The organism is Streptacidiphilus cavernicola (assembly GCF_042510955.1).
Taxonomy (GTDB): Bacteria; Actinomycetota; Actinomycetes; order Streptomycetales; family Streptomycetaceae; genus Streptacidiphilus; species Streptacidiphilus cavernicola.
Genome location: NZ_JBHFAB010000001.1, coordinates 25,418 through 50,269 on the forward strand (window position 1 = coordinate 25,418; position 24,852 = coordinate 50,269).

Genomic DNA, 24,852 nt, shown 5'->3' on the forward strand with positions numbered 1-24,852 from the left:
CAGGCCGGTGGCGCGGCCCGCCTTCATGCCCGTCATGCCCGTCATGCCCGTCATGCCTGTCATGCCTTCATGCCTGTCATGCCCTTCATTGCCCCACCGCCTCACGGTCACGGTCGGCCCCGCCCGATCCCCCCAATCCGCAGGCCCGGGTGCGGTCCCTTCCTTCCCCCGGCCTCCCTAGGAGCACTCATGCTGGTCGCCCACCCGTTGACCCACCCCTGGACCCTGCGGCACGACGGCCCGGTCACTCCGTCCCAGTTGGAGGAGGGCGCGGTCTTCGCCGCCCAGGTCCCCGGGTGCGTGCACAGCGACCTGCTGGCCGTCGGCGCGATACCCGATCCCTTTCTGGACCGCAACGAGACGGAGATCGGCTGGGTGGGCCGCACCGGCTGGCGCTACGACACCACGCTGTCCGACGCCTTCGAAGGCCACGAGCGCACCGATCTGGTCTTCGAGGGCCTGGACACGTTCGCACGGGTCAGCGTCGCCGGACGGCAGGTGGGTGAGTCGCAGAACATGCACCGCGGCTACCGCTGGGACATCAGCGGCCAGGTCGGCGCGGAAGGCGTTCCGCTGACGGTGCGCTTCGCCGACGCCTACAGCGAGGCGGACAAGGTGCGCGAGGAGGTCGGCGCCCGTCCCAACGTCTACCCCGAGCCGTTCAACTACGTGCGCAAGATGGCGAGCAGCTTCGGCTGGGACTGGGGGCCGACGGTGGTGACCGCCGGCATCTGGCGCCCGGTCAGGCTGGAGTCCTGGAGTACGGCCCGGTTGGCCCAGGTCCGCCCCCAGGTCACCGTGGACGGTTCCACCGGGACCGTGCGCGTCCAGGCGGATCTGGAGCGCACCGCGACCGGCCGGTCCCGGAGCCTGCGGCTGCGCGTCAGCGCGGGAGGGCAGTCGGCGACCCTGGACCTCTCCCCGGAGCAGGACACGGCGGAACTGCGGCTACAGGTCCAGGACGTGGAGCTGTGGTGGCCGCACTCCCTCGGGGCGCAGCCCCGCTACGAGACGTTGGTCGAACTCCTCGACCCGGCCGCGGACACCGTCCTGGACACCTGGTCCCGCCGGCTCGGGTTCCGGACCGTCGCACTGGACACGACGGCGGACGAGCACGGAAGCGCCTTCACCATCAAGGTCAACGGTGTGCCGGTGTTCGCCCGCGGTGTCAACTGGATCCCCGACGACGTGCTGCCCTCCCGGATCACCCCCGAGCGCTATCGGCTGCGCCTGGAACAGGCCAAGGCCGCCAATGTCGACCTGGTGCGGATCTGGGGCGGCGGCATCTACGAGGACCGCGCCTTCTACGACGCGTGCGACGAACTGGGGCTGCTGGTCTGGCAGGACTTCCTGTTCGCCTGCGCGGCCTACCCCGAGGAGGGCCCGCTGCCGGCCGAGGTCGAGGCGGAGGCCCGCGAGAACGTGGTCCGGCTGATGCCGCACCCCAGCCTGGTGCTGTGGAACGGCAACAACGAGAACCTCTGGGGCTTCGAGGACTGGGACTGGAAGCCGGAACTCGACGGCGCCACCTGGGGTCGCGGCTACTACTTCGACCTGCTGCCGAGGGTGGTGGCCGAGCTCGACCCCAGCCGCCCCTACTGGGCCGGCAGCCCCTGGTCCGGCAGCACCAACCTGCACCCCAACGACTCCCGCCACGGCACCACCCACCTGTGGGAGGCCTGGAACCGGCGCGACTACGCCGACTACCTCACCGACGTGCCCCGGTTCGTCGCCGAGTTCGGCTGGCAGGCGCCGCCGGCCCTGGCCACGATCGAACGCTCCGTCAGCGACCGGCCGCTGGCCTCCGACTCCCCCGGCATGCTGCACCATCAGAAGGCCGAGGACGGCAACGGCAAACTCGCCCGCGGACTGGCCCCGCACTTCGCCGACCCCGCCGACTTCGACACCTGGCACTACCTCACCCAGCTCAACCAGGCCCGCGCCATCGCCACCGGGATCGAGCACTGGCGGGCGAACTGGCCCCGGTGCGCGGGAAGCATCGTGTGGCAGCTGAACGACTGCTGGCCGGTCACCTCCTGGGCGGCCATCGACGGCGACGGCCACCTGAAGCCGCTCTACTTCGAACTCCAGCGCCTCTACGCGGACCGACTGCTCACCTTCACCACCGACGGCGGCCGAATCCGGCTGGCTGCCGTCAACCAGGGCGCCCGGCCCTGGAACGCACCGGTCGAGTTGCGCCGGGTGGCCGCCGACGGCACGACGACAGCCCGGTTCACCACGACCGTCGAGGCGGCGGAGCGCTCCGTCGCACACGTCGAACTGCCCTCGGAGCTGACCTGCGACGCGGACCGGGCGAAGGAGTTCTGGGTCGCCGACGCGGACGGGCTGCGCGCCCTGCACTTCGCCGCGGCGGACCGCGACTTCGCCTACCCCCAGGCCGAGTTCGACGTCACCGTCGACACCCGCGAACACGACACGCTGATCACTGTCACCGCCCGCACCCTGTTGCGCGACCTGCTGCTGCGGGCCGACCGGCTCGATCCGGCCGCGGCCACCGACCGCGGCCGGATCACCCTGCTGCCCGGCGAACAGGCCGCCTTCACCGTCACTGGATGGGACTCACCCGGCATCCACGCGGCGCGGCGCGCGCTGCGCTGCGTCAACGGCCTCTCCCCGGAACACGCATGACCCACCCTGCTCGGCCCGGCCCGGCCCCGCGCCCTCCCGCGCCAAGCAGACGGGAGCGGGGACGGGGGACGAGGGCAGGGGACGGGGGCGCGGACGACGGCCTACCGAACCGCCCCTCGGGCGCTCAACTGCTCGGCCAGTCGCGCGAGTTCGGCCACCGCCGCGGGGGAATCGTCGCTGAGGCCGCTGCGGACGGCTGTCCGGCTGCGCAGGAAGCGCCGCAGCACGGCCACGAGCAGCCCTTCGGGCAGGGTCTGCAGGGCGGCGAACGCGCGGGGGACCGGCGGCGTCGGCATGGCGGCCAGGTTCTGCCGCATCAGCCGGAGCATGCCGCGGACCGCGGCGGGATCGTCGGCCAGCGCCACCGGGCCGCCGGCCGCGTGCACCTGCTGCCCCAGCGGCACTTCGAACGCGGCGTGCGTCGTGAGCCAGGCATCCATCCGCGGCTCGGCCTTGGCATTGATCCCGACGGGGCGGAACTCCCGGACGATCCGCTCCAGTCGCGGGGTGGTCCGGCCGTCGGGCTCGCCGATCGGCATCGGGACCCGGTTGATCATGAAGCTGGGCGCGCGGTGGCGGACCACGCCGCCGTCCATCGTGCCGCCGGCCAGCCCCGGGGGGAAGCCGAGCAGCACCCGCCCGTGGCCGATCGCCGCGCCCAACGGCTCAGCGCCGCCTGCCCAGTTGTGCAGGAACAGCACGTCGCCTTCGAGGTCGGCCAGTGACTCCAGCACCGTGTCGACCTGATGGGCGCGCACGAGGACGGCGGTCAGGTCGTACCCGCCGGTCGGATGCTCGACCACCGGCACCGGCACCCGCCTGACGGTCGGGCTGTCGTCCTCGGCGAGCTGCACGCCGTGCTGACGCAGGGAGGCCAGGCGCTCGCCCCGGGCGAGGAGCGAGATGTCGAATCCGGCCTCGTGCAGGCGGGCGGCGAACAGGCTGCCGCAGACCCCGGCACCGTAGACGAGCAGTTTCATGGCCATCCCCTCAAGTGAGTCAAACGTTCGTTTTATTCAAACGTACGTATAGTACGTCCCATGACGCCACTCGATACCCGGACCAAGATCCTCGATGCGGCCGAACGCCTCTTCGCCGAGCACGGCTACCGCGGCACCTCGGTCCGCGCGATCACCGACCTCGCCGGGGCGAACCTGGCCGCCGTCGGCTACCACTTCGGCTCGAAGGCGGACCTGCTGGCCGCGGTCGCCCGTCGCGCGTTCGAGCCCGTCACCGCCGCCCAGCGCACCGGGCTCGACGAACTGCTCGCCCGCACCCCGGACCCGCCGGTCGCCGCACTGGTGGAAGCTTTCGCGGGGCCGCTCTTCGACGGGATGCCGGCCGGCGACGAGAGCGGAGCCCGGACCTCCCGGCTGATCATGATGATCATCAGCGACCCGGCCGACGAGGCCCGCAGTTGGACCGGCCCCGACGAGGACACGGTCCGCGAGCGCTACCTAGCGGCCTTCACACGCGCACTGCCCGACCTCGCCCCGCAGGAGCTGTGGTTCCGCATCCGGGGAATCCTCGCCGTGACAGCCGTGGACCGCGTCGAGGTCTACCAACAGCCCTCCCCCGCCTGCCCGACGACAACGGCAGGCTGGGAGGCCCGAAACTGGGCGATCACCTTCCTGACGGCCGCGATGAGCGCGCCACCGACCGACCCGGGCAGCCCGGGACGGCCCACCTCCGAACCTGGCGCGGCGGATGAATGACGCGACCCGACCGCCGCTGCCCGGGTGAAGGGTGGGCTGCGGGGCCGGGTCGGGGTTGGGGCTGGGCTGCGGGGCCGGGGCGCTGCAGGGGGTCAGCCGCAGGGGGCAGCCGCCCGGGGGGGTCAGCCGCGGAGGGTCAGCCGCGGATCACTGTGGTTTCGCGGGTGAACTGGCGGTGGCCGATCAGCTTGTAGGCCAGGCGGGCCGGGGCCGGCACCACCTGCATGAACCTCTGCCGTTCCGCGTCGTCGGTCTCCTCGGCGATGTGGCCGAGGATCACCAGCCGCCGGGTGACCGGGATCGCGCTCATGCCGTGCTTGCCGAGTGCGTCCCACTCGCTCTGCGTCAGCGTGACCGAGACGATCGGGAGCAGCTTCCGCTCCTCCTCCGCCAGGTGGTCGATCAGCGTCGGCATCGTGGCGTCGATCAGGGCCGCCATCCGCTCGCCGACGGCGGCGTCCGCGCTCGCCGTCCAGGCCGGCAGGTCCGCGCCGAGGGCCGTGACGGCGGCGTCGACCTGCGCGTGCTGCGCGTCCATCCGGTCCATCAACTCCGGGTCGAGCACGGCTCTCTGACGCAGCAGCGGAAAGAGCAGTTCGTCCTCGCCGGTGTGGTGCGTGTGGAGGAAGTCCAGCATCTCCCGGGCGTGCGCGCCGATGACCTTGGACCGCGCACGGTCACCGGCCGCGGAACGGAACAGCCGGGGCAGCTGACCGAACTCGCGCCGGATGACGCGGTGGATCAGCACCATCTCGTGGGTGTCGACGCCGGATCCGGTGCTGCTCACCGTGACTCCCCGACGGCCGCGGCGGCGCTCCGGACGGCTTCGCGCGCCGTGGTGGCCGGCCGGCCGATCAGCTTGACCAGGTCGTCGCTGGCGGTGAACAGCTCTCCGCGGGCCAGGCCGGCATCGGCGTCGGCGACGGCGGCGGCCATCTCCGGCGGCAGCCCGGCACCGGTCAGAGCACTGGTGTAGTCGGCGACCGACATGTCCTGGTAGGCGATGTGGGTGCCGAGGACGTCGCTCATCGTGGCGGCGAGTTCGGTCAGGGTGAACGGCGTCCCGCCGAGCTCGTAGGTCGCTCCCAGGTGCCCGTCCTGGGTCAGCACCACGGCGGCGGCAGCAGCGAAGTCGTGCCGGCCGGCCGCGCTGACCAGGCCGTCGTGCGCGCTGCCCAGCAACGCGTGGTACTGGGTGATCATCGGGAGCTGGTCGGTGTAGTTCTCCAGGTACCACCCGTTGCGCAGGATGACGAACTCGCAGCCGCTGGCCCGCAGGTAGTCCTCGGTGCGGCGGTGCTCGTCGGCGAGCGTCATCCGCGCGGTGGAGGCGTTGACGATGCTGGTGTAGACGATCCGGGACACGTCCGCCCGGATTGCCGCGTCGATGGCCTGCCGGTGGTTGTCGAACCGCTCGCCGACCGTCGTCGTGGAGACCAGCAGCATCGCGTCGGCGCCCGCGAAGGCGCGGTCGAGGGTGCTCGGGTCGGCGAAGTCCGCGCGCCGCACGGTGACCCCGTTCTGTTCGAGGTCGGCGAGCTTGCCGACGTCCCGGCCAGTGGCCACGATCTGCGCCGGCGGCGTTCCGGCGGCGAGGAGCTGGTCCACGACGAGCCGGCCGAGGTGACCCGACGCTCCGGTGATAACGATGGACATGGTGTTTCCCTTCGACAACGTGCGTTCCAATTAGTCAGCAACATTGACTACTGTAGGCACAGGGAAGCATCGATGGCAACCGCGGAAGGAGCGGAGCCGACGAGGGGCGGCCGAGCGGCGGTCCGGCCCGGCGGCGCTGCCGTAGGGTGTGAACCTCGTGGGATCAGGCGGGCGGACGGAGCCGAGGGCGGCATGAACGACGAGCAGCGGGTTGATCTAGGGGTGTCGTTGTTCATCCCGTACCGGTACACCGAGGACCGGATTTTCCGGGCCATCCAGGACGCCGGTTTCGACGACTGGACCCTCGCCCAGTGCCGGGTGTTCCAACGCATCTCCCCGGACGGTTCGCGCCTCACCGACCTCGCTGACCAGGCACAGATGAGCAAGCAGAGCGCCGGCGTCCTGGTCGACCAACTGGAGCGGCTGGGCTATGTCCGCCGGGTCCCCGACCCCACCGACGGCCGGGCCAGGTTGATCGTGATCGAGGAGCGCGGCCGACGGGCGGTCGCGGTGGCCGCGGCGACGCTCGACGAGATCCTCGCCGAGTGGAAGGCCTACCTGGGCACCCGCAACTTCGCACTGCTGCAGCAGATCCTGGATCAGCTCCGCGAGATCACCGACCCCTACGCGCGGTAGGACCGACCGCGACGGGCCGCCCGGCATCGATGCCTCGACATAGTCAAACCAGCTGACCAGTTCATCAATGATCCTGACGACCTTCAGGGCACCGTGGCCGCCCGTGCCCCCTCAGCCCTCCCGGGCGTCCACCGCCAGGACGGCGGCGCGGACGTCGCCGAGGGCCCGCCGGGCGAGGTCACCGAAACGGTCGGTGCCGTCCGGGTCGCTCCACTGCTCGTAGGCCGTCTTCAGGGCGAGTGCGCCCAGCTCCGCGGAGACCCGGGCGGCGAGGACGGGCACGCCGCGGCCCGCCACAGCACGGGCCATCGAGGCGGTGAGGCTCACGCCCTTGAGGGCCTCGCGCTCCTGGAGGTCGGCGTGGGCCTCGATCACCGCCCGCCTGCGGGCAGCGAACGCGCGGTAGTCGGGCGTGAAGACATCCCGCCCCAGGACGTCGAGGCCGCGCGCCACCGCTTCGAGCGGGGAGTCCCCGGCAGGCGCCGCCGTGATCGCGCCGACCAGACGCCCGGTCAGCGCGTCCTCGCCGAACGGAGCCGCACGCGGGAGCAGGTGAGGTACGGGTGCGGGTGGCCGCGGTCGGCCTCAACCCGATGGACTGGATCCTGTCCTCGATGCCGGAGGTGGCACAGCAGTTCGGGATCACCCTGCCGTCCTGCTTCGGCACCGACTTCGCCGGGACCGTGGACGAGGTGGGCGACGGCGTCTCCGGCTTCGCGGTGGGCGACCGGGTCTACGGGGCCGCGACCGGCCGGGCCGCCGCCGACTTCGTGGTGGTCGACCCCGCCGGAGCGGACAGCCTCCTGCACACCCCGGCCGAGGTCACTGACGAGGTGGCCGGCACGCTGACCGTGGCCGGACTGACCGCAGCGGCGGCGCTCGCGACGGTCGGCGCGGGGGCCGGCGACACCGTCCTGGTCGGCGGCGCGGCCGGCGGGGTCGGGGTGCTGGCCGTCCAACTCGCCGGGCTCACCGGGGCCCGGGTGATCGGAACCGCCTCGGAAGGCACCTTCGACTTCGTCCGGCGCTTCGGCGCCACCCCCGTCGCCTACGGTCCCGGGCTGGAGGACCGGGTGCGCGCGGCGGCCCCCGACGGCGTGGACGCGGCGACCGACCTCTACGGCACCGAGGCAGCCGAGGCGGCCCTCGCCCTCGGCGTCCCCGCGGAGCGGATCTCCACGATCGCCGCCGGTCCCAACCCGCCCGGCGGCGTGCGGCCCACCGGCGGCATCGACGCCCGCCCCGGGGATCTGGAGCGGATCGCCGACGCCGTCGCCGCCGGTGAGATCACCGTGCCGATCGCCGCGGCCTTCCCGGTCGAACAGATCCAGGAGGCGGTGCGACTGCAGGCAGGACGCCATGTCCACGGGAAGGTCGTGGTCACCTTCCAGGCCGCGGTGCGTTCCGGGACACCGTCCAGTTCATGATCGACCGGGCTGTGCGGCCGGGCTGTGTCGACGGCCCGCACGTCCGACCCGGCCGCCCCCTCCCTTGACAGGCGGCTCGGATGCTTGGTTAGTTGGCGGCGACGGCCGCTAACCGAATGTTCGGTCGGCAGAGAGGGTGGGACCGCTGATGAACGAGGCAACCGGAGCCGAAGGCAGCCCGGCCACCAACCCCGCCACCAACCCGGCGGAGGCGATGTTCGCCGCGGACAAGGCCTCGCAGGGGCTCGGCATCGAGCTGCTGGAGGCCGGACCGGGCACCGCCCGGCTGCGCATGGCGGTGACCGCCGCCATGGTCAACGGCCATGGCACCGCCCACGGCGGCTACCTCTTCCTCTTCGCGGACACCGCCTTCGCCTGCGCCTGCAACTCCTACGGCCCCGCCACCGTCGCGGCCGGAGCCGACGTCAGCTTCGTCGCCCCCGCGCACGAGGGCGACCTGCTGACCGCCACCGCCCAGGAGCGCACCCGCTACGGCCGCAGTGGCATCTACGACGTCACCGTCCTGCGCGGCAGCGACGTCATCGCGGAGTTCCGCGGCCGTAGCCGCACGATCGCAACCGCACCGCCGGAGCCGCCCACCGCGCCGTGACCGCGGGCGCGGGCAGGCGACCGGCACGGGCAGGCGACCGGCACGGGCGGGTGACCGGGAGGTGGCGCTCCCCTTGACCCCGTGACCCGGCGGCGGCCAGGATACCGACCAGTCGGTCTGCGCACCGCGCCCACCCCGCGCCCACCCCGCTCCCACCCCGGGGCCGCCCCGCCCCCCGCCCGAAGGGCCCCCGCCGTGGACGGCTACCTCCTTGCCTTCGCCGTGCTCGGGCTGGCCGCGTTCGCCCAGACCGTGGCCGGCTTCGGCTTCGCGCTGATCGCCGTCCCGCTGCTGAGCGCGGTCGGCCCGGCGCGCACCGCGGTGGTCGCGGTGACCCTGGTCAGCCTGGCGCTCACCGCCGTGACCACGGCCGCCGAACGGCGCCAGGTGAGCTGGCCGGTGACGCTGCGCCTCTGCGTCCCGGCCGTACTCGGCATGCCGCTCGGCCTGGTCGCGCTGGCGCGGCTTCCGGACGCGCTGCTGGGCGCGGTGATCGCGGTAGTCGTCTGCGGCAGCTCGCTCGCGGTCTGGCGCGGCTGGCGGCTGCGCCCGACCGCGGGGCGGATCGGCGCGATCGGCTTCCTCAGCGGAGTGCTGCTGACCTCGACCGGCACCAACGGCCCACCACTGGTGGCCTGCCTGCAGGCCCTGCGGCTGGACCCGCGCGGGTTCCGGGCGACCTCCGCCGCGGCGCTGACGCTCAGCGGCGCGGTCGGTGTCGCCGGGTTCCTCGCGGCCGGCCAGATCAGCGCCGGAGCCTGGGCACTGAGCGGGACCGGACTAGCCGCCTGCGCGGTCGGCGGCCTGCTCGGGAACCTGGTCTTCCGCCGGATCGACGCGGCCGGTTTCCGCCGCATCGTGCTGTCCGCACTGCTGGTCAGCGCCCTGGTCGCGGTGGCCGGCGCGGCCCTCGGCTAGGTCACGAATCTATTACAGACCGACTGGTCGGTCTTGACGCCCGGCGGCCCGAGGACTCAGATTCCCTCCCATGAGCCACTTCCGCAGCAACGTCCGTGACGTGAAGTTCACCCTCTTCGATCTGCTCGGCCTGGACCACCTGCTCCCGGCCGACCTGGACCGCGACACCGTCGAGGCCATGATCGACGAGGTGGACCGGCTGTCCCGGAACGTGCTGGCCGACTCGTACGCGGACGGCGACCGCAACCCGCCCGTGTTCGACCCGGAGACGTCCAGCGTCCGGCTGCCCGAGCCCTTCCGCCAGGCGTTCCGCGCCTACCTGGACGGCGGCTGGTGGCGGCTCGACGTGCCGGAGGAGCTGGGCGGCACCGCCGCGCCGCGGGCCCTGTGGTGGGCGCTGATGGAGCTGGTCCAGGGCGCCAACGCCCCCGTGTTCATGTACAGCGCCGGCCCCTCGATGGCCGGCCTGCTGTACCGGCTGGGCACCCCGGAACAGCAGCGGACCGCCCGGACGATGATCGAGAAGAGCTGGGCCGCCACCATGGTGCTGACCGAGCCCGAGGCCGGCTCCGACGTGGGCGCCGGACGGACCGTGGCGCGTCGTCAGCCGGACGGCAGCTGGCACATCGAGGGCGTCAAGCGCTTCATCACCTCGGGCGAGCACGACCTCGCCGAGAACATCGTCCACTTCGTGCTGGCACGGCCCGAGGGCGCGGCGGCCGGGACCAAGGGCCTGTCGATGTTCGTGGTGCCCAAGTTCCTGTTCGACCGCGAGACCGGTGAGCTGCTGGACCGCAACGGCGTCCACGCCACCAACGTTGAGCGGAAGATGGGCATCAAGGTCTCCACCACCTGCGAACTGACCTTCGGCGCGAAGCAGCCCGCGGTCGGCTGGCTGGTCGGCGACCGGCACGAGGGCATCGCGCAGATGTTCAAGGTGATCGAGGGCGCCCGGATGCAGGTCGGGGTCAAGGCGATCGCCACCCTGTCCACCGGCTACCTCAACGCTCGCGCCTACGCCGCCGAGCGGGTGCAGGGCTCGGACCTGACCCGCCGGGCCGACCCCTCGGCGCCCCGGGTGACCATCGACCAGCACCCGGACGTGCGCCGGATGCTGATGCTGCAGAAGTGCTACGCCGAGGGCCTGCGCGCGCTCTACCTGTTCACCGCCGCCCAGCTCGACCTGGGCGACCCGGCACTGAACGACCTGCTGCTGCCGCTGGTCAAGGGGGTCGGCTCGGAGCGCTCCTTCGAGATGCTGACGCTGAGCCTGCAGACCCTCGGCGGCTCCGGCTTCCTCCAGGACCACCCGATGGAGCAGTACCTCCGCGACACCAAGATCGACACCCTCTACGAGGGCACCACCGGGATCCAGGGCCAGGACCTGTTCTTCCGCAAGATCGCCCGGGACCGCGGCGCGGTGCTGGACCGGCTGCTGGACCGGATCGACGACCCGGAGCTGGCCGAGGCGGTCGCCGAGGTGCGGGCCATGACCGGGATGATGCTCGGCTGGGACGACGACGCCCGGAAGGACCCGGCCGAGGTCTACCGGATCGGTGCCCACACCACCCGGCTGCTGCTGAGCCTCGGCGACCTGCTGGTCGGCTGGCTGCTGCGGTGTCAGGCCCGGCTCTGCGAGGGGCGCGAGGACGGCTTCGCCCGTGGGAAGGTCGCGGCGGCACAGTTCTTCACCGCCACCGTCCTGCCCGAGCTCGCCGCGCGTCGGCGGATCATGGAGCGGACCGGCCCCGAGCTCATGGAGGTACCCGATGACGCTTTCTGACACCGCCCCCGAGGACGTCCCGGCCCGGCCCCGTCGCGGCCGCCCCCGGCAGGGGGACATCAGGGCCCGGGTGATCGAGACCGCGGTCGACCTGTTCGCCGCCCAGGGTTACGACGCCACCTCGGTGCAGCAGATCGTCACCGCGGCCGGGACCACCAAGGGCGGCTTCTACCACCACTTCGCGGCCAAGGAGGAACTGCTCTACGCGATGTACCACGAGAGCATCGCCGGGCAGTTGGCGGACCTCCAGCGGATCCTGGCACTCGGCCAGGATCCGGAGCGGACCCTGCGCGCGGTGATCGAGTCGATCGTCTGCGAGACCGCCGCGACCATGAAGGCCAACTCGGTCTTCGCCCAGGAGATCGCCAGGATGGACCCGGAGCGCTACCAGCAGCTCCAGGTCGACTGGCGCCAGTACCAGGACTCGGTAAGGGAGTTGATCCGCTCGGCGCAGGAGTCCGGCCGGTTCGCGCTGACCGCCTCGCCGCAGGTGGTCAGCTGGGCGATCTTCGGGGTGACCAACTCGCTGCACACCTGGTTCCGCCCGGACGGCCCGATGACCGCCCAGCAGATCGCCGGCGAACTCGCCGACCTGATGATGGCCGGTCTGACCCCCAAGGAGAGCCCGTGACCTCCACCGAACTCGACGGCCTGGACGCGGTGGCGATGGGCGCCGCGGTCCGCCGCGGCGAGCTGACGCCGGCCGACCTGGTCGAGCACTGCCTGAGCCGGATCGCCCGGTTCGACGCGGCGCTCGGGGCCTTCGTCACCGTCACCGCCGAGGCGGCCAGGGCACGGGCGGCCGAGCACCCGGCCGCTCCGGCCGGGGACGCCTCGCCGCTGGCCGGGGTGCCGACCGCGGTCAAGGACCTGATCGGCACCGCGGACACGGTCACCACCTTCGGCTCGGCCGCCTTCCGCGGCTTCCGGCCGGCCGTCGACGCGCACACGGTCACCCTGCTCCGCCGGGCCGGGATGATCAGCCTGGGCAAGACCAACACCCCGGAGTTCGGCGCCTCCCCCTACACCGACAACGACGTCGCGCCCTCGGCCCGCAGCCCCTGGGACCCGGCCAGGACGGCCGGCGGCTCCAGCGGCGGCGCGGCGGTGGCGGTGGCCGCCGGCATGGTCCCGGTGGCGCACGGCAGCGACGGCGGCGGCTCGCTCCGGATCCCGGCCTCGGCCTGCGGGGTGTTCGGTTTCAAGCCGTCCCGGGGCCGGGTCAGCAACGGCCCGCTGGGCAACGACGTGACCGGCCTCTCCGTACAGGGCCCGATCTCACGGACGGTGCGGGACGCCGCGGCGATGCTGGACGCGCTGGCGGTGCCGATGCCCGGCGACCCGTTCTGGGCGCCGCCGCTGCCGCCCGGCGAGACCTTCCTCGCCGCCACCGGCCGCGAGCCGGGACGGCTGCGGATCGCCTGCTACGCGCCGCAGGCCGACCCGGACTGCCGGACCGCGTTCGACCGGGCCGCGGCACTGCTGGCGGAACTCGGCCACCGGGTCGAGCCGATCGACAGCCCGTTCGGCGAGGACCTGGTCGAGCCGTACCTGGTGACCTGGGCGATGCAGCAACTGAACGTGCCAGTGGCGGCGGCGGACGAGCACCTGCTGCGGCCGGTGTCCCGCTGGTGGCGCGAGCGGGCCCGCGGGCTGAGCGGCGAGAGCGTGTTCGGCGCGCTGACCGCGCTGCAGCTCGGCGCCCGGCGGGCGGTAGCCGCGCTGGCCCCGTACGACGCCGTACTCACCCCGACCCTGGGCACGCTGCCGCCACCGCCGGGCTGGTTCGGCGAACCGGAGGACCGGACCGGCGAGATCGAGCGCCAGTCGGCGTTCAGCCCCTACACCGCCGCGTTCAACATCACCGGCCAGCCCTCGGCCAGCCTGCCGCTGCACTGGACCGCCCAGGGCTTCCCGGTCGGCGTGATGCTGACCGGCCGTCCGGCCGGCGACGCGGCCCTGCTGAGCCTGTGCGCCCAGGTGGAGGCCGCGCACCCCTGGGCCCACCGCCGGCCGCCGCTGCCCGGCGATCCGGCCCCCGAACGTCCCGGCGCCTGACCCGGGCGAAACCGCACAGCACGTCCGCAGGAGGCGGCTCACGCCGTCCCCGGCTCCAGTCTGCCCGTTTCCTGCCTTCCGTTGGTGAACATTTCCGCACGCATCATGACAAACGCATCATGACAAAGGAGTCTCCGATGACTGACAGACGCGCCCCTGTGCGCACGATGGCGATGCTGGTCGGGGTGGGGCTGGCGGTGTCCGCCTGCACCACCGGCGGCACCGCGGGCAGCAGTGGCGGGGCGACCGGATCGGGCGGCTCCGCGGCGGCGAAGACCTCGGCGGTCTCGATCGCCCTGGCCTCCGACCCGACCACGCTGGACCCGGCCAAGGGATCCGTCGCCGCGGACTTCCTGATGGAGCGGATGATGTTCGACACCCTGGTCCGCCAGGACGACGGCGGCACCGTCATCCCCGGTCTGGCCAGCAGCTGGAAGGTCACCCCCACCAGCGCCACCTTCACCCTGCAGCACGGGGTCAGCTGCAGCGACGGCACCGCGCTGACCGCCACCGACGTGGCCAAGTCGCTCTCCCGCTTCGCCGACCCGGCCACCGCCGCGCCCGCCGTGGGGCAGGTCTTCGGCAGCAACAAGCCGGTGATCACCGGCGACGACCAGGCCGGCACGGTCACGGTGACCCTGCAGACCCCCTGGGCCAGCATGCTCAACAGCCTGACCATCCCGCAGACCAGCATCGTCTGCCCGGCGGGCCTGGCGAACCCGCAGGTGCTCAAGGACGGCCTGAAGGGCGCCGGCACCGGCCCCTACTACTCGGCCTCGGCGAGCGCCCTCAAGCCCGGCATCGGCTACGCGCTCACCGCGCGCTCCGGTTACACCTGGGGCCCGAAGTACCAGAACGCCCCGGCCGGCACCGTCCCGGCCACGGTGAACATGAACGTGTTCGCCTCCGAGAGCACCATGGCCAACGAACTGCTCTCCGGTCAGCTCGACTACGCCGGTCTGACCGGCCCCGACACCGCCAGGTTCGTCGGCAAGTCCGGCTACACCGTCAAGGGCTCACCGATCGTCACCATGTTCGCGGTGTTCAACGAGCGGGCCGGACACGCGACCGCCAAGCCCGCGGTGCGGACCGCGGTCGCCCAGGCGCTGAGCCAGAGCGCGTTCAACAGCGCGGTCACCAAGGGCACCGGCGCGCTGATCAACAGCATCGCCTCGTCCCAGGTGGCGTGCGTCAACACCGACAAGTCGCTGCTCACCCCGTACGACGCGGCGGCGGCGAAGTCAGCGCTGAAGGGCGTCAAGATCACCGTAGAGGGCACCAACGCGGTCGCCGCCGGGGCCGGGAACGAGTACGTGCAGGCCGCGCTCCAGGCCGCGGGCGCGAACGTGACGCTGAAGAACCAGGACAGCGCCACCTGGAGCAGCGACGTGCTGGCCGGCCAGGGCAACTGGGACGTCACCGTGCTGCCCAACCTCAACCTGACCAACCAGATGGTGGTCCCGGCCAGCTTCTTCATCGGCGGACCGCCGCCGGCCGGCCGCAACTTCGGTGACATCCAGAACTCCGCCTTCACCGGGGCGTTCCAGCAGGCGAACGCGACCACTGACCCGACCGCCCAGTGCGCCGCCTGGCAGTCCGCCCAGGCCGCGCTGCTGAGCAGCCACGACGTGGTGCCGCTGGCGTCGGTCGACGCGTACTCCATCTACGCCAAGCGGATCGCCCTGCTCACCCCGGACGGGCTGTTCGATCCCAGCACGGTCCGCGTCGCGGGCTGATCCACGTCCCGTCCCTGCAAGGAGAGGAAGGTGCCGGCCCCATGACGCAGTCCCGCTGGCTCCGGTTCGCGATACACAGGCTGGCCAGTCTGTGCGCCGTCCTCGGCGCCCTGGTGGTCGGCACCTTCCTGATCGTCCAGCTGATCCCCGGCGATCCGGCCCGCGTGCTGGCCGGACAGGACGCCACCGGCGCGCAGGTGGCGGTGATCCGCCACCAGTTGCGCCTCGATCAACCGCTGTGGCGTCAGTTCTGGTCCTACCTGGGCCAGTTGGCGCACGGCAATCTCGGCACCTCGTTCTCGCAGAACGGGCAGCAGGTGGCCGCGCTGATCGGTGACCGGCTCCCCTACACCGCCGAGCTGGCCTTCCTCGGGCTCGCCCTGGTGCTGCTGGTCAGCGTCCCGCTAGGACTGGCTGTGGCGGTCGGCTGCCAGGGCGGCCGCCGCGGCGCGCTGGACAGCGGCTTCACCGCGGTCACCGCGCTGTTCGGCGCGGTCCCCGAGTACGTGCTCGGCACCGTGCTGGTGGCGTTGTTCGCGCTGAAGCTGGGCTGGTTCCCGCCGGCCGGCGCGGCCACCCTGGACGCACTGGTACTGCCGGTGCTCGCGGTGGCGGTCGGCCCGATCTGCGCGCTGGCCCGGATCGTGCGCCGGGAGGCCGGGGTGGTGCTCGGCCAGGAGTACCTGCGCACCGCCCGCGGCAAGCGGCTCGGCGCGGCCCGGCTGCACCTGCGGCACGCCCTGCCGAACCTGCTGACCAGCACGCTGACCCTGGGCGGGCTGATGCTGACCGGGCTGCTCGGCGGCACGGTGGTGATCGAAACCGTGTTCGGCTGGCCCGGCCTCGGCAGCATGGTGGTTCAGGCCATCCTGGCCCGCGACTACCCGGTGATCCAGGGCATCGTGCTGGTCCTCGGGCTGATCGCCACCAGCATCAACATCCTCATCGACATCCTGCTCGGCGTCCTCGACCCGCGCAGGCTCGGCGGAGCGGAGACGCACGCATGAAGCGCATCAGCCTGATCGCCGGCCTGGCCCTGATGGCCGTCCTGGTGGTCGTCGCGGTCGTCGCACCGTGGGTCTGGGGCAACGCCGCCACCCAGCTGACCGACCAGGCCAACCTGACCGCCTCCGGCCGGCACCTGTTCGGCACCGACGCGCTGGGCCGCGACGTGTTCGCCCGGACCATGGTCGCCACCCGGATCACCCTGCTGATGTCCGTCGCCGCCGCCGCGCTCGCCTCGGTGGCCGGCATCGCGATCGGGGCCGCGATCTGGGTCTGCGGCCCCCGGGTGCGGGAGATCGGGCTGCGGGTGATCGACGTGATGATCTCCTACCCGGCGGTGATCCTGGCCCTGGTGGTGGCCGCGGTCCTGGGCCCCGGCGCGGTCACCTCGGTGGTCGCGATCGGCCTGGCCACCTGCCCGGCCTTCGCCCGGCTGACCGCGAACCTGGTCGCCTCGGTGGCCGCCCGGGACTTCGTCTGGTCGGCCCGGCTGCTCGGGGTCTCCCGGCGCCGGCTGCTGCGCCGCCATCTGCTGCCCAACATCGCCGAACCGCTGCTGGTGCTGACCTCGGTCTCGTTCACCGTGGCGCTGAAGGCGCTGTCCGGGCTGTCCTTCCTGAGCCTCGGCGTGCAGCCGCCCGGCTACGACTGGGGACGGCTGCTCGCCACCGGTCTGCAGGGCATCTACACCAACCCGGCGGCGGCGCTCGGCCCGGCCGCGGCGATCGTGCTGGCCGGGCTGGCCGGCGGCCTGGTCGGCGACGGCCTGGCCGCCTCGCTCGACCCGCGGGCGGCCCGGCTCGCCACCATGAAGCGCACCCCCAAGGCGGCGCCGGTCCCGGCGGCGGCCTCGGACGCGGTGTCCGGCACCGACCCGGCGACCGCGTCCGCCGCGGCCGTGGCCGAGGAGCTGGTGGTGTTCGGCCCCGACGGGTCGCGGCTGGTCGACGGCGTCTCGCTGGCCGTCGCCGACGGCGAGGTGGTCGGCCTGGTCGGCGAGTCCGGCTCGGGCAAGAGCCTGACCGCGATGGCGCTGGCCCGGCTGCTGCCGGAGGGGCTGACCGCCGAGGCGGAGCAGCTCCGGTCGGCCGGGCTCGACCTGCGCGGCCGTCCCGACCGGGGGCGGCTGGCCCGCCGGATCGGCATCGTCTACCAGGACCCGGCCGCCTCGTTCAACCCCACCATGAAGGTCGGCACCCAGCTCACCGAGGTGCTGCGGGTGCACGGCACCGACACCGGCGGCCGGGTGCCGGCGGCGGAGGCCCGCCGGCTCGCGGCCGAGCAGCTGGACCTGGCCAAGGTCGACGCGCCGGAGCGCCGGATGCGGCAGTACCCGCACGAGCTGTCCGGCGGAATGCGGCAGCGCGCCATGATCGCCTCGGCGCTGCTGACCGGGCCCCGGCTGCTGATCGCGGACGAGCCGACCACCGCGCTGGACGTCACCGTCCAGGCCGAGGTGCTGGAGCTGCTGCGCCGGGCGAACCAGCGGGACGGCACCGCGGTGCTGCTGATCTCGCACGACATCGGCGTGATCGCGTCGGTGTGCAGCCGGGTGCTGGTGATGTACAGCGGCCGGATCGTCGAGGAGCTGACCGTCGCCGACCTGCGCGCCGGGAACGTCCGGCACCCGTACACCAGGGCGCTGCTGGCAGCCACCCCCCGGGTGTTCGAGCAGCAGGACCCGGAGCCGCCCCGCGCCGCCGAACCGTCCGACGCCGGGGCCGACGCCGCCGGTACCGACGATGCCGCTGCCGCGGCCGAGCCGGCGCCGCTGGCCACCATCCCCGGCCGTCCGCCGGCCCCGGCGCTCCGCCCGGCCGGCTGCGCCTTCGCGCCGCGCTGCGCGCTGGCCGTGGACCGCTGCCGTACCGAGCCGCCGGCCTTCGCCGACCGGGTCGCCTGCCATGTCGCCGCGGCCGAGGCCGCCGCCACCGAAGGAGCCGACCGATGCTGACCGTCAGCGGGCTGAACGTGGGGTTCGGGCGGCACACGGTGCTGCACGACGTCGACCTCGACCTGGCCGAGGGCCGCACCCTCGGCCTGGTCGGGGAGTCGGGATCGGGCAAGTCCACGCTGGCCAAGGCGGTGGTCGGGATGGTCAAGCCGCGCTCCGGCAGCATCACCGTGGCCGCCGAGGCCCGCCGGGTCCAGCTCGTCCCGCAGGACCCGTACGGCTCGCTGAACCCCCGGATGACGGTGGGTCAGACCCTGGCCGAGGCGATCGACCCCCGGCGCGGCCGCCCGGCCGAGCACCGGGACCGGATCGCCGAGCTGCTGGAGACCGTCGCCCTCGACCCACAGGCGGCCGACCGCTACCCGCACCAGTTCTCCGGCGGCCAGCGGCAGCGGGTCGCCATCGCCAGGGCCCTGGCCGTGCGCCCGGCGCTGCTGATCGCCGACGAGATCACCTCGGCGCTCGACTGCTCGGTCCAGGCCGAGGTGCTCAACGTGCTCCGCAGCCTGCGCGTCCGGTTCGGCCTGACCATGCTCTTCATCTCGCACGACCTCGCCGTGGTGCGCCACGTCAGCGACGAGATCGCGGTGATGCGGGCCGGCGAGATCGTCGAACGGGCCCCGCGCGACCAGCTGTTCCGCTCCCCCGCGCACGCGTACACCCAGCGACTGCTCGCGAGCGCGCTGTACTGACGGTGCGTCAGCACCGGCTCCCCTCCCACACAGATCCACACAAGGGCGTGACCATGCACTTCGGATTCGACGACCGCACCGAGCAGCTCCGACGGGACCTGCTCGCCTTCATGGACGAGCGGATCCGCCCGGCCGAACGCGAGCTGTACCAGGCCGACCCGCGCCCCCCGGTGACCGGCTGGCACACCCACCCGGTGATGGAGCGGCTCAAGGCCGAGGCCCGCTCCCGCGGCCTGTGGAACCTGTTCCGCGATCTGCCCAACCTCGCCTACGCCCCGCTGGCCGAGATCACCGGGCACAGCCCCGCGCTCGCCCCCGAGGCGCTCAACTGCGGCGCCCCCGACACCGGCAACATGGGCGTGCTGGACGAGTTCGGCACCCCGGAGCAGAAGGAGCGCTGGCTGCGCCCCCTGCTCGACGGGACCATCCGCTCGGCCTTCGCGATGACCGAGCCCGACGTCGCCTCCTCCGACGCCACCAACATCACCACCCGCATCCGCCGCGACGGCGGCGACTACGTGCTCGACGGCCGCAAGTGGTTCATCTCCGGGGCGATGAACCCCAACTGCGCGGTGTTCGTCGTCATGGGCAAGACCGACCCGGACGCCCCCCGGCACCGGCAGCAGAGCATGGTCCTGGTGCCCAGGGACACCCCCGGCGTCGAAGTGGTCCGGCCGATGACGGCCTTCGGCTACCGGGACGAGTGGCACGGCGGCCACGCCGAGGTGCGCTTCACCGGCGCCCGGGTCCCGGCCGGGAACCTGATCGCCGGGGAGGGCGAGGGCTTCGCGATCTCGCAGGCCCGGCTCGGACCCGGCCGGATCCACCACTGCATGCGGCTGATCGGGATGGCCGAGCGCGGCCTCGAACTGATGTGCCGTCGGGCCGACGAACGGGTCGCCTTCGGTCGGACGCTGGCCGAACAGGGCGTGGTCAGGGAGTGGATCGCCGAGTCCCGGGTCCGGATCGAGCAGGCCCGGCTGCTGGTGCTGAAGACCGCCTGGCTGATGGACACCGTCGGCAACAAGGGCGCGCACAGCGAGATCCAGGCCATCAAGATCGTGGTCCCGTCGATGGCGGAATGGGTGCTGGACAAGGCGATCCAGACCCACGGCGGCGGCGGCGTCAGCCAGGACTTCCCGCTGGCCGAACTGTGGGTCGGAGCGCGGGCGCTGCGGTTGGCGGACGGCCCCGACGAGGTGCACCGGCACTCCCTGGCCAAGCGCGAGCTCGCCGCCCAGGCCCGGTCCCGGGCAGACCGGCCGGACCCGGAGTCCGCCCGATGAGCTTCAACCTGGCCGACATGCTCCGCGCGTCCGCGCTGGCCCACCCGGACAAGGCCTTCTGCCACAGCGCGGCGGGCACCCTGAGCTACCGTCGGCTGGACGAGCTCTCCGGCCTGGTGGCCGCCGCGCTGCGGGACAGCGGACTGCGCGACGGCGACCGGGTCACCGTGCAGCTGCCGAACGTGCCGGAGTTCGTCGTCGCCTACTTCGGCATCCTCAAGGCGGGCCTGGTCATGGTCCCGGTCAACCCGATGCTCACCCCGGCCGAGGCCGGCTACCAGCGGGAGCACTCCCGGGCCCGGCTCCACCTCGACCGCCCCGAGCAGGTGGACGCGCTGGCGGCGCGGCCCCGGGCCGCCCTGCCCGCCGCGGCCACCCGCCCGGACGACACCGCCGTCGTCATCTACACGAGCGGGACCACCGGGCGGCCCAAGGGCGCCGAACTGACGCACTTCCAGCTCTACATGACCTGCACCGCCGCCGGCGAGGCCTTCGGCGTCCGGGCGGACGACGTGACCCTCGCCGCCCTCCCGCTCTCCCACATCTACGGCCTGTCCTCGCTGGTCAACTCCAGTGTCCTGTTCGGCACCACGCTCAGCCTGGTGCCCCGCTTCGAGACCGGGGCGGTGCTGGACGCCGTGGCCAGGGACCGGGTCACGGTGATGCTCGGCGTGCCGACCATGTACCACGCGCTGCTGGCCGCCGACCTCGGCGGGCGCGACCTGGGCAGCCTGCGGATCGGCTCCAGCGGCGGGGCGTCCATGCCGGCCGTGGTCCTCGACGCCTTCGAGAAGCGGTTCGGCGCCCCGGTGCTGGAGGGCTTCGGGATGTCCGAGACCGGCGCGGCCGGACTGCTGAACCGGCCCGACGACCGCCGCGCCCTGTCGGTGGGCCGGCCGCTCCGCGGCATCGAGGCGCGGATCGCCGGCACCGACGCCTCCGGCGAGGAGCACGTCGGGGAGCTGCTGCTCAAGGGCTTCGCGGTGATGAAGGGCTACCTCGACGACCCGGCCGCGACCGCCGCCGCCGTCGTCGACGGCTGGCTGCACACTGGCGACCTGGCCTTCCGCGACGACGACGGCTTCTACTACATCGTCGACCGGATCAAGGACCTGATCATCCGCGGCGGCTACAACGTGTACCCGCGCGAGGTGGAGGAGGTCCTCGGCACCCACCCCGCGGTCCGCGAGGCCGCGGTGATCGGCCGTCAGGACGACCGGCTCGGCGAGGAGGTGGTCGCGGTGCTGTCGCTGCGCCCGGGCGCCCGGGTGACCCCGGACGAGATCACCGCCTACTGCCGGGAGCGGCTCGCCCCGTACAAGTACCCGCGCGAGGTGCGCTTCCTGCCCGAACTGCCGAAGAGCGCCTCCGGCAAATACCTCAAACGAGAGATGCGATAACCATGCCCGAAGCCGTCATCGTCGCCGCCACCCGCTCCCCGATCGGCCGCGCCCGCAAGGGCTCGCTGGCAACGCTGCGCCCCGACGAACTCACCGCCCAGGTGGTGCGGGCCGCACTGGACCAGGTCCCACAGCTGGACCCGGCCGAGATCGACGACCTGCTGCTCGGCTGCGGCGAGCCGTACGGCGAGCAGGGCCAGAACCTGGCCCGGGTGGTCGCCGTGCTGCTCGGCCAGGACCAGCTGCCGGGCTGCACCACCACCCGGTTCTGCTCCTCCAGCCTGCAGACCACCCGGATGGCGCTGCACGCCATCAGGTCCGGCGAGGGCGAGGTGTTCATCTCCGCGGGCGTCGAGGCGGTCTCCCGCTACCCCGTGCTTGAGCCGGCCCTGAACCCGCGCTTCGACCAGGCCAGGGCCCGCAGCGAGCAGTTCGCGCCGTGGCGGGACCCGCGGCTGGACGGGCTGCTGCCGGACGTCTACATCGCGATGGGCCAGACCGCGGAGAACGTTGCCGAGTCGCGCGGGATCAGCCGCCGGGAGATGGACGAGTTCGCCGTCCGCTCGCAGAACCTGGCCGAGGAGGCCGTCGCGGACGGCTTCTGGGCCCGCGAGATCACCCCGGTGACCACCCCGGACGGCACCGTGGTCAGCGCCGACGACGGCCCGCGCGCGGGCGTCACCCTGGAGGCGGTCTCCGGCCTGAAGCCGGTGTTCCGCCCGGACGGCCGGGTGACCGCGGGGAACTGCTGCTCGCTCAACGACGGAGCGGCCGCGCTGGTGGTCATGTCCGACCGCAAGGCAGCGCAGTTGGGCATCACCCCGCTCGCCCGGGTGGTCTCCACCGCGGTCTCCGGGATCTCCCCGGAGATCATGGGCCTCGGCCCGGTGGAGGCGTCCAGGCGCGCCCTGGCCCTGGCCGGGATGAGCATCGACGACATCGACCTGGTCGAAATCAACGAGGCGTTCGCAGCCCAGGTCATCCCCTCCTACCAGGACCTGGGCATCCCGCTGGAGAAGCTGAACATCAACGGCGGCGCCATCGCGGTCGGCCACCCGTTCGGGATGACCGGCGCCCGGATCGCCACCACGCTGATCAACTCGCTGCGCTGGCACGACAAGCAGTTCGGCCTGGAGACCATGTGCGTCGGCGGCGGCCAGGGCATGGCCATGGTCGTCGAGCGGCTCTCCTAGGCCGTGTGTCGAGATACGACAAGCTCGCGGTCCGCTATGAGGCGACCGTCCTCGTCGCGGCCATCAACGAGTGGCTGTGACCACACGCGCGCACCGCCTTTTCGTTAACCCGTTGCCCAGGGGTCACTCGGCCCGCTAGGTTCACCCAGCCGCCCGCATCGGTGCAGGCCGGCGCTGTCGACCAGGAGGTGTGGAGCACATGCGCACGAGTGCCCAGGAGTTGAGCTCGCGTACTGACCCTTGCCACCTCCTCTCGACGGAGACACCTTGTCCCTTCGCATCACCCCACTGACCGACCCCGCTCACGGGCCGCACGGCCGGCGTCTCGCCTGGCTGGCGTCGGACGCGGACTCCATCCCTGCCGGGACCGCCTTCCTGCGCCTGCTCGACGACGGACAGGAGGACCTCGCCGAGCTCGACCTCCACGTTCACCCCGCGGAGCGCCGCAAGGGCGTCGGCTCCCGCCTCCTCGACACCGTCGTGGCCACCGCCCGGGACAACGCCCGACGCCGCGTCGTCGCGCAGGCAGAAGCCGGATCGCCCGGCGACCACTTCCTGGCGGCGCGCGGTTTCCGGAAGGTACTCACCTTCAGGTACACCCGTCTGGCAATGGCTGAGGTGGACACCACCGTCCTCGCCGGAATCGTCGAGCGTCCTCATCCCGGCTACCGGCTGACGTCATGGCAGGGAACCGTCCCCGACGACCTCGCCCGGACGTTCGCCGCCTCACGCCGCGCCATGGACGACATGCCCATGGACGACGCCGAGTACGGCACCGTGGCCTGGGACGTGGACCGCTTGCGGGCCGCGGCGAAGGCCGTCGAACAGCGCGGCGACCACCTGTACACCGTCGTCGCCATCGACGCCTCCAATGGCTCGATCGCCGGGTTCACCGAACTCGTCATCCCCGGCAACGGCGCGGGTGACGGCCAGCACTACGGCACGGGCGTGCTGCCCGAGCACCGTGGTCACGGCCTCGGTCGATGGATGAAGGCCGAGTCGATCCGTCAAGCCCGTAGGGACTATCCGGACCTCGATGGCCTTCTGACCGACACCGCCGACAGCAACGCGCACATGAGACAGATCAACGACGGTCTCGGCTACACACCCACGCACACGACACACCAGCATCAGCTCGACCTTTAGCAGAGAGCGGACGGGCCGGACCGGGGCATCACCCCGCCCGGCCTGTCCGTGCTTTCGATACACGCCCTAGCGGGGCCCGCTCCGCCGCAGGAGTCAGTCGCCGGCGGTCACCGGGCCGACGTAGGTGCCGGGGTGGGTGGCGCCGCTCTGGTCCATGACGTCGGCGAAGCCGTCCCACTTCAGGGTGGCGGAGTGGGTCTCACCGGGCGGGGTGACCAGGATGTCCGCGGCCTTGAAGGCCACCGAGCCACCGGGGCTGCCGGAGTCGAAGGGCATGTAGGTGATTTCGAAGGAGGCCTTGGCGCCCGGTTTCAGCGTCACCGTGCGGACGCTCGCGGCCTGCCGGGCGAGTGACCAGTGAGTACCGGACTTGCTGACGATGTCGACCCCCGGGAAGCCGTACAGGGTGCAGTCGCCGCCACCCTTGTTGGTGAGCACCACGTCGATCCCGCCCTGGCTGCCCACCGCCTGGGCCCCACTGTCGGGGCCGAAGGAGAAGCCGAGGTTCGCGGTCCGGCAGCGGGTGGTGGTCGCGGCGGCGCCGGCCGCCCCCGCGGCGGCGCCGGAACCGGCGCCGGAACCGCCGCCAGTTCCACCGTTACCGCCCCCGCTGGACCCGCTCGCCGCGGCCGTCGTCGGGGCGGGAGCAGGGGCGGCCGTGGATCCGGCACCCCCCGCACCGGCGTCCCCCGCACCCGCGCTCGCCGCCGCCGAGGCGGACACCGTGGCGCCCCCGACGACCGCGCTCCCCGACGCGCCGCCCTGGCAGGCCGTGAGCGCCGCGCCCGCCGCCAGCACCATTCCGACCGTCGCCGCCATCCGCAGGTTGCCCAGGCCACGCAGCTGAACACTCATCAGAAATCCCCCAACGGGCCGGATGTGGCACTTTCGCCGCTCTGCTCCGGCCTCACATGATTTTTTACACGCGCCCAGGGAAGATCCGGTTGCCGCAGTGACATGGCTGTGACAGCGGTGACCGAACGGTCAC

The 24,852-nt window shown here is 72.7% G+C and carries 21 protein-coding genes and 1 pseudogene; 17 read left to right on the forward strand and 5 right to left on the reverse strand.

The features are described from left to right. Positions 1–189: 189 nt before the first annotated feature. Positions 190–2,649, forward strand: a complete 2,460-nt coding sequence (locus ACEZDE_RS00125) for a glycoside hydrolase family 2 protein (RefSeq protein ID WP_380530121.1) — start codon at positions 190–192, stop codon at positions 2,647–2,649. A 101-nt stretch (positions 2,650–2,750) separates the two neighbouring features. Here ACEZDE_RS00125 and ACEZDE_RS00130 read toward each other — a convergent pair whose 3' ends face one another. Beyond that, positions 2,751–3,629: a ketopantoate reductase family protein gene (locus ACEZDE_RS00130; protein ID WP_380530124.1), complete on the reverse strand. Its 879-nt coding sequence runs from the start codon at positions 3,627–3,629 to the stop codon at positions 2,751–2,753. A gap of 60 nt (positions 3,630–3,689) precedes the next feature. Here ACEZDE_RS00130 and ACEZDE_RS00135 point away from each other — a divergent pair, with 60 nt between their 5' ends. Then, positions 3,690–4,364, forward strand: a complete 675-nt coding sequence (locus ACEZDE_RS00135) for a TetR/AcrR family transcriptional regulator (RefSeq protein ID WP_380530127.1) — start codon at positions 3,690–3,692, stop codon at positions 4,362–4,364. 136 nt (positions 4,365–4,500) lie between these two features. Here the strand turns inward: ACEZDE_RS00135 and ACEZDE_RS00140 are convergent, their stop codons facing one another. Together ACEZDE_RS00140 and ACEZDE_RS00145 are read right to left on the reverse strand one after the other, a co-directional pair. After that, positions 4,501–5,151 (reverse strand): hemerythrin domain-containing protein, encoded by a 651-nt coding sequence (locus ACEZDE_RS00140; protein ID WP_380530130.1) that lies wholly within the window; start codon positions 5,149–5,151, stop codon positions 4,501–4,503. Continuing rightward, positions 5,148–6,020, reverse strand: a complete 873-nt coding sequence (locus ACEZDE_RS00145) for an SDR family oxidoreductase (protein WP_380530133.1) — start codon at positions 6,018–6,020, stop codon at positions 5,148–5,150. The genes ACEZDE_RS00140 and ACEZDE_RS00145 overlap by 4 nt, the downstream gene beginning before the upstream one ends. 192 nt (positions 6,021–6,212) lie before the next feature. Between ACEZDE_RS00145 and ACEZDE_RS00150 the strand changes: the two genes are divergently transcribed. Next, complete coding sequence (locus ACEZDE_RS00150) at positions 6,213–6,656, forward strand: MarR family winged helix-turn-helix transcriptional regulator (RefSeq protein ID WP_380530136.1); 444 nt, start codon at positions 6,213–6,215, stop codon at positions 6,654–6,656. Positions 6,657–6,767: 111 nt separating this feature from the next. Here ACEZDE_RS00150 and ACEZDE_RS00155 read toward each other — a convergent pair whose 3' ends face one another. Then, positions 6,768–7,109: a hypothetical protein gene (locus tag ACEZDE_RS00155; protein ID WP_380530139.1), complete on the reverse strand. Its 342-nt coding sequence runs from the start codon at positions 7,107–7,109 to the stop codon at positions 6,768–6,770. Between the two features lie 80 nt (positions 7,110–7,189). Between ACEZDE_RS00155 and ACEZDE_RS00160 the strand changes: the two are divergent. From ACEZDE_RS00160 to ACEZDE_RS00225, 14 genes and pseudogenes are all read left to right on the forward strand, one after another. After that, positions 7,190–8,083, forward strand: a pseudogene (locus ACEZDE_RS00160) (alcohol dehydrogenase catalytic domain-containing protein); the annotation flags it as partial. Between the two features lie 148 nt (positions 8,084–8,231). Next, positions 8,232–8,693, forward strand: a complete 462-nt coding sequence (gene paaI / locus ACEZDE_RS00165) for a hydroxyphenylacetyl-CoA thioesterase PaaI (protein ID WP_380530143.1) — start codon at positions 8,232–8,234, stop codon at positions 8,691–8,693. A 195-nt stretch (positions 8,694–8,888) separates the two neighbouring features. Further along, a complete protein-coding gene (locus tag ACEZDE_RS00170) occupies positions 8,889–9,611 on the forward strand; it encodes a sulfite exporter TauE/SafE family protein (RefSeq protein WP_380530146.1) in 723 nt (240 codons plus the stop codon). Positions 9,612–9,681: 70 nt separating this feature from the next. Next, positions 9,682–11,394 (forward strand): acyl-CoA dehydrogenase, encoded by a 1,713-nt coding sequence (locus tag ACEZDE_RS00175; RefSeq protein WP_380530149.1) that lies wholly within the window; start codon positions 9,682–9,684, stop codon positions 11,392–11,394. Continuing rightward, entirely contained in the window at positions 11,381–12,025 is a 645-nt protein-coding gene (locus ACEZDE_RS00180) for a TetR/AcrR family transcriptional regulator (RefSeq protein ID WP_380530152.1), read from the forward strand. Before ACEZDE_RS00175 ends, ACEZDE_RS00180 begins: the two co-directional genes overlap by 14 nt. After that, positions 12,022–13,452 (forward strand): amidase, encoded by a 1,431-nt coding sequence (locus ACEZDE_RS00185; protein ID WP_380530155.1) that lies wholly within the window; start codon positions 12,022–12,024, stop codon positions 13,450–13,452. The genes ACEZDE_RS00180 and ACEZDE_RS00185 overlap by 4 nt, the downstream gene beginning before the upstream one ends. 137 nt (positions 13,453–13,589) lie before the next feature. Beyond that, the gene (locus tag ACEZDE_RS00190; RefSeq protein ID WP_380530157.1) at positions 13,590–15,188 is read left to right on the forward strand and encodes an ABC transporter substrate-binding protein; all 1,599 of its coding nucleotides are present in this window, start codon (positions 13,590–13,592) and stop codon (positions 15,186–15,188) included. A gap of 41 nt (positions 15,189–15,229) precedes the next feature. Then, complete coding sequence (locus ACEZDE_RS00195; protein WP_380530160.1) at positions 15,230–16,195, forward strand: ABC transporter permease; 966 nt, start codon at positions 15,230–15,232, stop codon at positions 16,193–16,195. Then, positions 16,192–18,147 carry a dipeptide/oligopeptide/nickel ABC transporter permease/ATP-binding protein gene (locus tag ACEZDE_RS00200; protein WP_380530163.1) on the forward strand — a complete coding sequence of 652 codons (1,956 nt, stop codon included), beginning with the start codon at positions 16,192–16,194 and terminating at the stop codon, positions 18,145–18,147. Before ACEZDE_RS00195 ends, ACEZDE_RS00200 begins: the two co-directional genes overlap by 4 nt. Continuing rightward, positions 18,141–18,839, forward strand: a complete 699-nt coding sequence (locus ACEZDE_RS00205; protein WP_380530166.1) for an ATP-binding cassette domain-containing protein — start codon at positions 18,141–18,143, stop codon at positions 18,837–18,839. Before ACEZDE_RS00200 ends, ACEZDE_RS00205 begins: the two co-directional genes overlap by 7 nt. Positions 18,840–18,892: 53 nt before the next feature. Continuing rightward, positions 18,893–20,125, forward strand: coding sequence for an acyl-CoA dehydrogenase family protein (locus ACEZDE_RS00210; RefSeq protein WP_380531137.1), 1,233 nt, complete (start codon positions 18,893–18,895; stop codon positions 20,123–20,125). After that, entirely contained in the window at positions 20,122–21,525 is a 1,404-nt protein-coding gene (locus ACEZDE_RS00215; protein WP_380530169.1) for a class I adenylate-forming enzyme family protein, read from the forward strand. The genes ACEZDE_RS00210 and ACEZDE_RS00215 overlap by 4 nt, the downstream gene beginning before the upstream one ends. Positions 21,526–21,527: 2 nt before the next feature. Beyond that, positions 21,528–22,718: an acetyl-CoA C-acetyltransferase gene (locus ACEZDE_RS00220; RefSeq protein WP_380530172.1), complete on the forward strand. Its 1,191-nt coding sequence runs from the start codon at positions 21,528–21,530 to the stop codon at positions 22,716–22,718. A 267-nt stretch (positions 22,719–22,985) separates the two neighbouring features. Further along, the gene (locus ACEZDE_RS00225) at positions 22,986–23,864 is read left to right on the forward strand and encodes a GNAT family N-acetyltransferase (RefSeq protein WP_380530176.1); all 879 of its coding nucleotides are present in this window, start codon (positions 22,986–22,988) and stop codon (positions 23,862–23,864) included. Positions 23,865–23,957: 93 nt separating this feature from the next. Here ACEZDE_RS00225 and ACEZDE_RS00230 read toward each other — a convergent pair whose 3' ends face one another. Then, entirely contained in the window at positions 23,958–24,719 is a 762-nt protein-coding gene (locus ACEZDE_RS00230) for a DUF4232 domain-containing protein (protein WP_380530179.1), read from the reverse strand. Positions 24,720–24,852: the final 133 nt, after the last annotated feature.

Excerpts from the sequence above, each read along its gene's own strand:
- ACEZDE_RS00125 (WP_380530121.1), top strand. The coding sequence starts at position 190 with ATGCTGGTCGCCCACCCGTTGACCCACCCCTGGACCCTGCGGCACGAC.
- ACEZDE_RS00130 (WP_380530124.1), bottom strand. The coding sequence starts at position 3,629 with ATGAAACTGCTCGTCTACGGTGCCGGGGTCTGCGGCAGCCTGTTCGCC.
- ACEZDE_RS00135 (WP_380530127.1), top strand. The coding sequence starts at position 3,690 with ATGACGCCACTCGATACCCGGACCAAGATCCTCGATGCGGCCGAACGC.
- ACEZDE_RS00145 (WP_380530133.1), bottom strand. The coding sequence starts at position 6,020 with ATGTCCATCGTTATCACCGGAGCGTCGGGTCACCTCGGCCGGCTCGTC.
- ACEZDE_RS00150 (WP_380530136.1), top strand. The coding sequence starts at position 6,213 with ATGAACGACGAGCAGCGGGTTGATCTAGGGGTGTCGTTGTTCATCCCG.
- paaI (WP_380530143.1), top strand. The coding sequence starts at position 8,232 with ATGAACGAGGCAACCGGAGCCGAAGGCAGCCCGGCCACCAACCCCGCC.
- ACEZDE_RS00175 (WP_380530149.1), top strand. The coding sequence starts at position 9,682 with ATGAGCCACTTCCGCAGCAACGTCCGTGACGTGAAGTTCACCCTCTTC.
- ACEZDE_RS00180 (WP_380530152.1), top strand. The coding sequence starts at position 11,381 with ATGACGCTTTCTGACACCGCCCCCGAGGACGTCCCGGCCCGGCCCCGT.
- ACEZDE_RS00190 (WP_380530157.1), top strand. The coding sequence starts at position 13,590 with ATGACTGACAGACGCGCCCCTGTGCGCACGATGGCGATGCTGGTCGGG.
- ACEZDE_RS00195 (WP_380530160.1), top strand. The coding sequence starts at position 15,230 with ATGACGCAGTCCCGCTGGCTCCGGTTCGCGATACACAGGCTGGCCAGT.
- ACEZDE_RS00200 (WP_380530163.1), top strand. The coding sequence starts at position 16,192 with ATGAAGCGCATCAGCCTGATCGCCGGCCTGGCCCTGATGGCCGTCCTG.
- ACEZDE_RS00205 (WP_380530166.1), top strand. The coding sequence starts at position 18,141 with ATGCTGACCGTCAGCGGGCTGAACGTGGGGTTCGGGCGGCACACGGTG.
- ACEZDE_RS00210 (WP_380531137.1), top strand. The coding sequence starts at position 18,893 with ATGCACTTCGGATTCGACGACCGCACCGAGCAGCTCCGACGGGACCTG.
- ACEZDE_RS00215 (WP_380530169.1), top strand. The coding sequence starts at position 20,122 with ATGAGCTTCAACCTGGCCGACATGCTCCGCGCGTCCGCGCTGGCCCAC.
- ACEZDE_RS00220 (WP_380530172.1), top strand. The coding sequence starts at position 21,528 with ATGCCCGAAGCCGTCATCGTCGCCGCCACCCGCTCCCCGATCGGCCGC.
- ACEZDE_RS00230 (WP_380530179.1), bottom strand. The coding sequence starts at position 24,719 with ATGAGTGTTCAGCTGCGTGGCCTGGGCAACCTGCGGATGGCGGCGACG.